6 protein-coding genes are annotated in these 11,064 nt (G+C 30.1%); all 6 read left to right on the top strand.

Going from position 1 to position 11,064, the window contains the following annotated elements:
- Positions 1-305: 305 nt before the first annotated feature.
- The 6 genes from Q0352_RS09540 to glgB all read left to right on the top strand — a co-directional run bounded on the left by Q0352_RS09540 (position 306) and on the right by glgB (position 10,951).
- Positions 306-2,567, top strand: coding sequence for an aconitate hydratase (locus tag Q0352_RS09540; RefSeq protein ID WP_299527051.1), 2,262 nt, complete (start codon positions 306-308; stop codon positions 2,565-2,567).
- 301 nt (positions 2,568-2,868) lie between these two features.
- The gene (glgA, locus tag Q0352_RS09535; RefSeq protein WP_299527049.1) at positions 2,869-4,071 is read left to right on the top strand and encodes a glycogen synthase; all 1,203 of its coding nucleotides are present in this window, start codon (positions 2,869-2,871) and stop codon (positions 4,069-4,071) included.
- Positions 4,072-4,125: 54 nt separating this feature from the next.
- Positions 4,126-5,388, top strand: coding sequence for a glucose-1-phosphate adenylyltransferase (locus Q0352_RS09530; RefSeq protein ID WP_299527047.1), 1,263 nt, complete (start codon positions 4,126-4,128; stop codon positions 5,386-5,388).
- Positions 5,389-5,468: 80 nt separating this feature from the next.
- A complete protein-coding gene (locus tag Q0352_RS09525) occupies positions 5,469-7,406 on the top strand; it encodes an alpha-1,4-glucan--maltose-1-phosphate maltosyltransferase (protein WP_299527045.1) in 1,938 nt (645 codons plus the stop codon).
- Position 7,407: 1 nt separating this feature from the next.
- Entirely contained in the window at positions 7,408-9,036 is a 1,629-nt protein-coding gene (locus Q0352_RS09520; RefSeq protein WP_299527043.1) for a trehalose synthase, read from the top strand.
- 7 nt (positions 9,037-9,043) lie between these two features.
- A complete protein-coding gene (gene glgB / locus Q0352_RS09515; RefSeq protein WP_299527041.1) occupies positions 9,044-10,951 on the top strand; it encodes a 1,4-alpha-glucan branching protein GlgB in 1,908 nt (635 codons plus the stop codon).
- Positions 10,952-11,064: the final 113 nt, after the last annotated feature.

The raw sequence follows: 11,064 nt of genomic DNA, 5'->3' as shown, positions 1-11,064 counted from the left end.
GAAATTTTAGAGTTACTCGCTCTATTTCAAGGGGTAGGCAGCTTGAGCTATAGAGCAATTTATAGCCTAGATAAATGATGAGAACTTTTCGAAGTACAGAATCCGGCTTATAGATCTACTTAATTTTTTTATCAAATTCTTAATATTTATAACGTTTTCGTCGGCTATTTTTATGTATTTCAAAATAAATAACATTTTTATTATTGATATATTCAAAAATGAACTTAATATTCCGAATTAAATAAATCTGAACATCCTTTTTTGTAACTTCGCTGAACAAAATAATTAAACAAAAACAAATAGATATGGCTTTTGATATTAAAATGATTAAAGGTGTTTATAACCGAATGACTGAAAGGGTTGATACTGCTAAAAAAGTAGTTGGTAAACCATTAACGTTATCTGAAAAAATATTATACAACCATCTTTGGGATGGAAAAGCTAAAACAGCTTTTGAAAGAGGAAAAGATTATGTAGATTTTGCTCCCGACCGCATTGCTTGTCAGGATGCAACAGCGCAAATGGCTTTATTGCAATTTATGCAGGCAGGTAAAAGCAAAGTAGCGGTTCCAACAACTGTGCATTGTGACCATTTAATTCAAGCAAGAATTGGAGCTGATAAAGATTTGCAAAATGCCTTAAATACGAGTAGTGAAGTTTTTAATTTTTTAGCTTCAGTATCAAATAAATATGGTATTGGTTTTTGGAAACCAGGAGCAGGAATTATTCATCAAGTAGTTTTAGAAAATTATGCTTTTCCTGGAGGAATGATGATTGGAACAGATTCTCATACTGTAAATGCAGGTGGATTGGGTATGATAGCTATTGGTGTTGGTGGAGCGGATGCAGTTGATGTTATGGCTGGAATGCCTTGGGAATTAAAATTTCCTAAATTGATTGGAATTAAATTAACAGGAAAACTTTCTGGTTGGACTGCCCCTAAGGATGTTATTTTAAAAGTAGCAGGTATATTAACAGTAAAAGGTGGTACAGGATGTATAGTTGAATATTTTGGTGAAGGAGCTAAATCAATTTCGGCAACAGGAAAAGGAACAATTTGTAATATGGGAGCTGAAATTGGAGCTACAACTTCAACTTTTGGTTACGATGAGTCTATAGAGCGTTATTTACGTTCAACTGGTAGAGATGAAGTTGCTGATGCTGCTAATAAAATTGCACCTTATTTAACAGGTGATGATGAAGTATATGCAAATCCAGAACAATATTTTGATGAAGTTCTTGAAATTAATTTATCAGAATTAAAACCTCATATTAATGGCCCTTTTACTCCAGATTTAGCAACTGTTGTAGGTGAAATGACTGAAAAAGCCACTAAAAATGATTGGCCTTTAAAAGTTGATTGGGGATTAATAGGTTCTTGTACTAACTCGTCTTATGAAGATTTATCAAGAGCAGCATCTGTTGCAAAACAGGCGGTTGATAAAAATATAGTAGCAAAAGCGGAATTTGGAATTAATCCAGGATCAGAACAAGTTAGATATACAGCTGATCGCGATGGTTTGTTAACAATTTTCGAGGATTTAGACGCTAAAATATTTACAAATGCTTGTGGACCTTGTATTGGTCAATGGGATAGAGAAGGAGCTTCTAAACAAGAGAAAAATACAATTATTCACTCTTTTAACCGTAATTTTTCTAAAAGAGCTGATGGAAACCCGAATACACATGCTTTTGTAGCCTCACCAGAAATGGTTGCTGCAATTGCTATTTCTGGTAGATTAGATTTTAATCCTATGACGGATAAATTAATCAATCAAGATGGTGAAGAAGTGATGCTAGAAGAACCAACAGGTTTTGAATTACCTCCAAAAGGTTTTGCTGTTGAAGATGCAGGATATGACGCACCAATTGCAGATGGTTCAGGAGTTGAAGTTACTGTAAGCTCAGATTCAGAACGTTTACAATTGTTAACGCCATTTGAACCTATTGGGAACACTATTAAAGGAGCTAAGTTATTAATAAAAGCAGATGGTAAATGTACTACTGATCATATTTCTATGGCTGGGCCTTGGTTACGTTTTCGTGGACATTTAGATAATATATCAAACAATTGTTTAATTGGAGCTGTTAATGCATTTGGAAAAGAAACAAATAAGGTTAAAAATCAATTAACAGGTGAATTTGGAGCTGTACCAGATACTGCAAGAGCTTATAAAGCAGCAGGAATAAAATCTATAGTTGTTGGAGATCATAATTACGGAGAAGGCTCTTCAAGAGAGCATGCTGCAATGGAGCCACGTCACTTAGGTGTTGCAGCTGTAATTGTAAAATCATTTGCACGTATCCACGAAACTAATTTGAAAAAGCAAGGAATGTTAGGTTTAACATTTGCTAATGAAGCAGATTATGATTTAATTAAAGAAGATGATACTTTTAACTTTGTAGATTTAAATGAATTTACTCCAGGTAAACAGTTAACATTAGAAATTTCTCATAAAGATGGGAGTTCTAATACAATTAAATTAAACCACACTTATAATGACAGCCAAATTGCTTGGTTTAATGAAGGTTCTGCGTTAAATTTAATTAAAAAGGAGAACGCTTAATTGACTTTAATTAAAGTTGAGAAACATAATTTTAAAAAGAGGAGTTTGAAGACTCCTCTTTTTTTTGTTAAACACATAAATATTAGCATGTTATTATTTATTTAATATTATCAGTATAAATTATAACGTTTTCGTAAATAATATAATTACACTAATTAATTTTTCGTAACTTTTTAAATTATTATTTTTATCTAATTAATTAGTATATTTTAGTGTTTAATACAGCGATACTGTTATAATTTAAGAATAATTAAACAGTTTATCATCAATTATTTTATTTACAATTTTATTATTTAGAATTATGAAAGTACTTTTTTATACAAGAGAATTTCCACCTTATGTTTATGGTGGAGCAGGAGTTCATGTTGAGTATTTAGCAGCAGAATTAGCTAAGCTAATGAATGTTGATGTAAGATGTTTTGGAGATCAACAAGAAAATACCGAAAATTTAACAGTAAAAGGCTTTCCTTTTGATAATCCAGTTTTTAATAATTCAAATGATAAACTTAAATCTGTTCTACAAACATTAAGTACTTGTATTCAAATGAATGCAGAAGAAATTGATGCTGATATTGTTCATTGTCATACTTGGTATGCACATTTTGCAGGTATTGTTGCAAAATTATGTTACGGTATCCCATTGGTAATAACAACACATTCATTAGAGCCGTTAAGACCATGGAAAAGAGAACAATTAGGTAACGGGTATGATGCGTCCTCTTGGATTGAGAAAACTGCTATAGAAATGGCTGATGCTCTAATTGCTGTTTCTAATGAAACTAAAGTAGATGTGTTAAAATATTTTAATGTTGATGAAGATAAAATAAAGGTAATATACAATGGTATAAACCTTGAAGAGTATGTAGTTACTCATGAAACTTCAACACTAGAAAGATGTGGTATTGATACATTAAAACCATATGTACTTTTTGTTGGTAGAATTACCAAGCAAAAAGGAATTATACATTTAGTAAATGCCATAAAATATATAGATTCTGATACACAAATAGTTTTATGTGCTGGTGCTCCAGACACTCCTGAAATTGCAAAAGAAATGGAAGAAAGTGTTAATGAAGTGAAAAAAACTAGAGATAATGTTATTTGGATTGCTGAGATGCTACCTAAAAAAGAAATAATTCAATTATATTCACATGCTGATGTTTTCTGTTGCCCATCAATCTATGAGCCATTTGGTATTATTAATATTGAAGCAATGGCTTGCGAAACTGCTGTTGTGGCAAGTGCTGTTGGAGGAATAAAAGAAGTTGTAGTGGATAACGAAACGGGTATATTAGTTCATTTAGAACAACAAGATGTTGCACCATTTGAGCCGATTAATCCCGACAAATTTTCAAGAGATTTAGCGAATGGAATTAATAAATTAATAAGCAACAAATCTTTAAGAGAGAGTATGGCTAAAAAAGGAAGAAAAAGAGTTGAAGATCATTTTGATTGGATAGCAATTGCAAAACAAGTTGAAGAATTATATAAATCTTTAATTTAATGTTGTAATTAAGGAATATAAAAGTAAATTATACAAATTTTAAAAAATAAAGTTATGGCAGGAAGTAATGTTTTAGCAATAATATTAGGAGGTGGACAAGGTTCAAGATTACACCCATTAACAGAAACTCGCTCTAAACCAGCGGTTCCAATTGCTGGAAAGTACCGTTTAGTAGATATTCCAATTTCAAATTGCATTAATTCAAATATAAAAAGAATGTTTGTTTTAACCCAATTTAATTCAGCTTCATTAAACAGACATATTAAAGATACTTATCATTTTAGTTTTTTCAGTTCAGCATTTGTGGATGTTCTAGCTGCTGAACAAACTCCAGGAAATAGCAAATGGTTTCAAGGAACTGCTGATGCTGTTCGTCAAAGTATGCATCATTTTTTAAGACATGAATTTGATTATGCATTAATTTTATCTGGTGATCAATTGTATCAAATGGATTATGATGAAATGCTTCAGAAACATATAAAAAGTAATGCTAAAATATCAATAGCAACTATTCCTGTAAATGGGAAAGATGCTACTTCATTTGGAATTTTAAAAACTAATGCTGAGAATGATATTACTTCTTTTATTGAAAAACCAGCAGCTGAATTATTGCCTGATTGGACTTCAGAAGTTAGCCAACAAATGAAAGATGAAGGAAGAAATTATTTAGCCTCTATGGGTATTTATATATTTAACAGAGAGTTATTAGTTGAATTAATGAATGATCCAGAAACTAATGATTTTGGTAAAGAAATTATACCTCAAGCAATTGGTAAACATAAAATTATAAGTCATCAATTTGAAGATTATTGGACTGATATTGGGAATATCGAATCTTTTTTTGAAGCTAATTTGGCTTTAACAGATGATTTTCCAAAGTTTAATTTATACAGTAAAACAAAACGTATTTATACGCATGCTAGAATGTTGCCAACAACCAAAGTTTCTGGAACGGCTTTAGATAAAACAGTGATTGCTGATGGCTGTATAATAAATGCAGCTAAAATTGAACATTCTGTGATAGGGATTAGATCTCGAATAGATTCTGAATCTATAGTTATTAATACCTATATGATGGGAAGTGATTTTTATCAACCTTTAGAAGAAATTATTGATAAAAATATAGTTTCTATGGGAATTGGTTCACGATGTTTTATCAAAAATGCAATTTTAGATAAAAATTGCAGTATTGGTGATGATGTAAAAATAAATGGAGGTAAACATTTAAAAGATTCAGAAACTGATGAATACGCTGTTAGAGATGGTATAGTTGTAATTAAAAAGGGAGCAATTATTCAAAACGGATTTATAATATAAAAATGCTTAATGCAGTTATTTAATGATTTCATGACTGTATTTTTATTCAACAATAAAAACATAAAAATCAATTGTAGAAAATGCAAAATCAAAAAAGAGTAGTTATTGATTATGTTTCACCTCAAATTAATAATGGTGATTTTTTTATAAAAAGGGTTGTAAATCAAATTGTTACAGTTAATTCACATGTGCTTTCAGATGGACATGATATTATTGCAGCCTCTATTTTATATAAATATGAAAAAGATAAAAAATGGAGTGAAGTTAGAATGCAACACATTAATAATGACGAATGGATTGGTGCATTTATAGTTAAAAAACAAGGTTTTTGTGAATATAAAGTTGAAGGATGGGTAGATTATGCTTTAAACTGGCAACATGGAATAACTCGTAAAATTGAGGACAATCAACATGTGAATTCCGAATTACTAGAAGGTATTGAATACATAAATGACATTTTAAAAGTAGCCTCAAAAGAGGAAAAGGAATATTTAAAACATTTGGAAAAATTATTTTCAAATGCCAAAATGTATGAAGAAGCTGTTTTAGAAGCTCAAAGTAATAAATTGCATAATATTTTCACCAAGTACCCTAAAAAACTTTTAGCAAATTCATCTAAAATATATAAAGTTTATGTTGATAGATTAAAAGCACAATTTAGTACTTGGTATGAGTTTTTTCCACGTTCTGCTTCAGAACAAGAAGGAGTTCATGGAACTTTTAAAGATTGTGAAAGATTGCTTCCTAAGGTTGCTAAGATGGGTTTTGACACTTTATATTTTCCACCTATTCATCCAATAGGAGAGGTTAATAGAAAAGGAAAAAACAATACAACTGAGGCTAAAGAAGGTGATGTTGGTTCTACTTGGGGAATTGGTTCAAAATTAGGAGGTCATAAAGATATTCATTCACAATTAGGGTCTGTAGAAGATTTTAAATCTTTAATTGCAAAAGCAAAAGAGGAAGGTATTGAAATTGCAATGGATTATGCTTTACAGGCAGCACCAGATCATCCTTGGGTGAAAGAACATCCAAGCTGGTTTAAATGGAGGCCTGATGGAACAGTTCAATATGCTGAAAATCCACCAAAAAAATATCAAGATATTTTACCAATTTATTGGGAAAGTGAAGATTTTAAAAACCTTTGGAATGAATGCTTAGATACGTTATTTTATTGGATAGATTGTGGAATTACAATTTTTAGAGTAGACAACCCACATACAAAACCATATTATTTTTGGAATTGGATTATAAATGAAATAAAACAAAAACATCCTGATGTTTTATTTTTAGCAGAAGCATTTACAAGACCAAAAGTAATGCAGCAATTAGCAAAACAAGGTTACACACAATCGTATTCATATTTTACCTGGAGAGAGAAAAAACATGAATTAATTGAGTATATGAATGAATTGACACAAACTAATCAAAAGGAATACTTTAGACCAAATTTCTGGCCAAATACACCAGATATTAATCCATTTCATCTTCAAGGTGCTAACGAATCAAAATACATGCAGCGTTATGTTCTTGCAGCAACTTTAAGTTCAAATATTGGAATTTATGGACCTGTTTTTGAATATATGATAAGTGATGCACTTCTTGGAAAAGAAGAATATTTGAATTCAGAAAAATTTCAGATTTGTCATTATGATTGGTTCAAAGAAAATAAATTAACCACTGTTATATCAAGAATTAATAAAATTCGTCAAGAACAGGAAGCACTTCAGCAAACAAATAACATAAAATTTTGTGCTGTTGAAAATGAAAATTTAATTGCTTTTTATAAATGGAACGATTCTAAAACAAATGAGTTATTAATTGTTATTAGTTTAGATCATAATAATTCACAGCAAGGTACGGTTCAATTGCCATTCTCAGAATTAGGTATCTCAGAGGGTCACCAAGTAGAAGTACTTGATTTAATTACAGGAAATAATTATCATTGGAATGCAGCTTGGAACTTTGTTGAGTTACACCCTTCATTACCATTTCATATATTTAGATTAAAAAAATAATATGTCTAAACAACTAGCTAAAAATATTTTACAATCTCCTTATAATTTTAATGATAAATGGGAAGATTTACTTGACAGTGAAGAGTTTATAAAAGTCTTTCTTTCTGATATTTTAGAAGATTATATAGTAAAGCAACGTTGGTATGGAGGAAAAGCAAGTAAACTTAAATATATAGAACTTTCCGAATACTTTAAAATGAAGCAAGGAGATGAAGTTTATTATGGCTTGATCTTGGAAATTAATTTTGTTGAAGCTTTTTACCAACATTATTTTTTACCAATTGCGTTTGTTTCTGATGAAAATTTTGCAAAAAAAGATAGAATTCTTCCTATAAGTATAAAGGGACAGGAAGGTTTTATTATTGATGCCATTAATTTAGAAGCTTTTCGGAGATTAATGTTTGAACAAATTTTAATTGGTCAAAATGGTAATGAAACCAAAGTTCAATATCATAAAAGCTTGTTATTAAACAATGTAAACTATGAATCTTCGAGATTTATGGGTTTAGAGCAAAGCAATACTTCAATTGTTTTTAATGAAAAGTATGTTTTAAAATTTTTCAGAAGAATTTATGTAGATAAAAATCCTGATTATGAAATGAGTCGATTTTTGTCAGAGAAGAAGGATTTTAAAAACACACCAAAATTTTTAGGTAGTATAAATATTGTTGATTCAGAAAACTCACATATAACCATTGCTTTAATGCAAGAAATGGTTCCAAATCAAGGTGATGCGTGGGAATATATGTTGAAAGAACTTCATACTGTATTTTTAAATTTAGAACATAAACGTATTGATGTAGATTCTTTACCAACAACAGAACTATTTTTAAGATTAGGTATAAATGATGTACCGCCACAAATTATTGATTGGGTAGGATTGAATTTATTTTTAAAGATTCAAACTTTAGCAAAAAGAACTGCCGAGATGCATATAACACTAGGTTCAGAGTTTGAAGATACAGCATTTACACCAACACGTTTTAATGGTGATTATACAGTTTGGTTAAAAAACAGGTTATTGTATCAATTTCAAAATAGATTAAATACGATAGAAAATAATTTGCATAAATTAGATGGTTTAGCATTAGAATTAGCAAAAGAGTTTTTAGATAAAAAAAATAAGATAAGAAAAAGATTTGTAAAATTTGATTGGACAAAGCTTAAAGGAGAAAGAATTAGAGTTCACGGAGATTATCATTTAGGTCAAATATTAGTTAAAGATGACGATTTTTATATCTTAGACTTTGAAGGTGAACCAGAAAGTACCATTAGAGATAGAAAAGTAAAACAACCACCGCTTAAAGATGTAGCTGGTTTGTTTAGGTCATTTCATTATGCTATTTATGCAACAATTTTTAATAATTCAACAGAATTTTTAGGTTCTCAAGAAACACTTTTTAAAGCAGCAGAGTTATTGTACAACTATTTTACAGGAGTATTTTTAGGTACTTATGTTGCTGAAGTTCAGGATGCTAATTTAAATATTGGATATCATCAGGAACGTATGTTTATTTTAGAATACTGTTTATTAGAAAAAGCAGTGTACGAATTAGGTTACGAACTTAATTCTCGTCCGCGTTGGGCATTAATTCCTTTAAAAGGGATTTCAAACATTATAAATCATTAAAAAATATATGGCACAAGTAAAAGTTTTTAGTCTGTTTTCAGACTTTGATATCAATCTTTTTAAATCAGGAAAACATTATAGACTTTACGAAAAATTTGGTTCCCATATTACTACAGTTGATGGAGTAGAAGGTACTTATTTTGCTGTTTGGGCTCCAAGTGCAAAAGCAGTTTCAGTTATTGGTGATTTTAATTTTTGGTTAGAAGGTGAGCACCAACTTAATGTGCGTTGGGATGAAAGCGGTATTTGGGAAGGATTTATTCCACTTATTGGAAAAGGAACTGTTTATAAATACAAAATACAAAGTAGTAATAATAATATAAAAACAGAAAAAGCAGATCCTTATGCAAGACGCTGTGAGCATCCACCAAAAACAGCTTCAGTGGTTTGGGAAGATTCCTATGCTTGGAAAGATTCCAAATGGATGAAAAAACGTATTAAAAATAATGCAATTGATGCTCCTTACTCAGTTTATGAAGTTCATCTTGGATCTTGGAAAAAGAATATTGAAGAAAATCGTTTTTTATCCTATGTAGAATTAGCGGATGATTTGGTGAATTATGTAAAAAAAATGAACTTTACTCATGTAGAGTTTATGCCTATTATGGAATATCCTTATGATCCATCTTGGGGTTACCAACTTACAGGTTATTTTGCACCAACTTCTCGTTTCGGTTATCCTGATGAGTTTAAATACTTAGTTGATAAATTACATCAAAATGATATTGGTCTTATTTTAGATTGGGTACCTTCTCATTTTCCTGAAGATGCACATGGATTAGGTCTTTTTGATGGAACACATTTATACGAACATCCTGATAGAAAAAAAGGATATCATCCAGATTGGAAAAGTTTAATTTTTAATTATGGAAGAAATGAAGTTCGCTCATTTTTAATTAGTAATGCTATTTTCTGGTTAGATTTGTATCATGCTGATGCACTGCGTGTTGATGCAGTTGCCTCTATGCTGTTTTTAGATTATTCACGTGAAGAAGGTGAGTGGGATCCAAATGAATTTGGAGGTAATGAAAACCTTGATGTTGTTTCTTTTTTGAAAGAATTAAATATTGAAGTATATAAGTCTTTTCCTGATGTTCAAACAATTGCAGAAGAATCAACAGCATTTCCAAAAGTTTCTAAACCAACATTTGAAGGAGGTTTAGGTTTTGGTATGAAATGGATGATGGGATGGATGCACGATACTTTAGAGTACTTTGGGAAAGATTCAATTTATAGAAAACACCACCAAAATGATATAACATTTAGTTTGGCTTATGTTTTTTCTGAAAATTTTATGTTGCCACTTTCACATGATGAAGTGGTTTATGGTAAAAAATCAATTTTAGGACGTATGCCGGGAGACGAATGGCAACGTTTTGCAAATTTAAGATTGCTATATGGCTATATGTTTACACATCCTGGTACAAAATTATTATTTATGGGTGGTGAGTTTGGCCAATATGATGAGTGGGATTTTGAAAGTAGTTTAGATTGGAATTTATTAGAATTTGAACCTCATAAAAACACGCTAAATTATTTTTCAGAGTTAAATTTATTGTATAAAACTACACCTGCTTTATATGAAAAAGGATTTAGTAATGAAGGATTTGAGTGGATTAGTTATGATGATAATGAAAATTCAGTAATTTCATATATTAGAAAAGGAAAAGATTCAAAGGATGATGTAATAGTTGTCTGTAATTTTACGCCAACAACTTTAGAAAACTACAAAATTGGTATTCCTAAAAATGGAAAATTAACGGAAATATTTAATAGTGACCACTCAAAATATGGTGGGAGCGGAGTTCTAAATTTAAATAAAATAAGCATTAAAAAACAACCTTGGAATGGCAAAAAATATTCTACAGAATTAAATTTACCGCCACTTGGACTTATAGTTTTAAAGTTTATTTAAAATAATGATTGTTTTTATAAGATTTATGCCCTTAATTTTGCATTAAATCCAAAATTTTGCGTTTATTTTTGAGAAAAATAAGACCTCTAAATTTTTAAAATTTAGTAGGTTTG

Origin of the sequence: uncultured Lutibacter sp., from assembly GCF_937891065.1 — a bacterium.
GTDB lineage: Bacteria > Bacteroidota > Bacteroidia > Flavobacteriales > Flavobacteriaceae > Lutibacter.
Note: the sequence above shows the minus strand (reverse complement) of the source record. Positions and strands in the feature narration are given on the sequence as shown.

Excerpts from the sequence above, each read along its gene's own strand:
- Q0352_RS09540 (WP_299527051.1), top strand. The coding sequence starts at position 306 with ATGGCTTTTGATATTAAAATGATTAAAGGTGTTTATAACCGAATGACT.
- glgA (WP_299527049.1), top strand. The coding sequence starts at position 2,869 with ATGAAAGTACTTTTTTATACAAGAGAATTTCCACCTTATGTTTATGGT.
- Q0352_RS09530 (WP_299527047.1), top strand. The coding sequence starts at position 4,126 with ATGGCAGGAAGTAATGTTTTAGCAATAATATTAGGAGGTGGACAAGGT.
- Q0352_RS09525 (WP_299527045.1), top strand. The coding sequence starts at position 5,469 with ATGCAAAATCAAAAAAGAGTAGTTATTGATTATGTTTCACCTCAAATT.
- Q0352_RS09520 (WP_299527043.1), top strand. The coding sequence starts at position 7,408 with ATGTCTAAACAACTAGCTAAAAATATTTTACAATCTCCTTATAATTTT.
- glgB (WP_299527041.1), top strand. The coding sequence starts at position 9,044 with ATGGCACAAGTAAAAGTTTTTAGTCTGTTTTCAGACTTTGATATCAAT.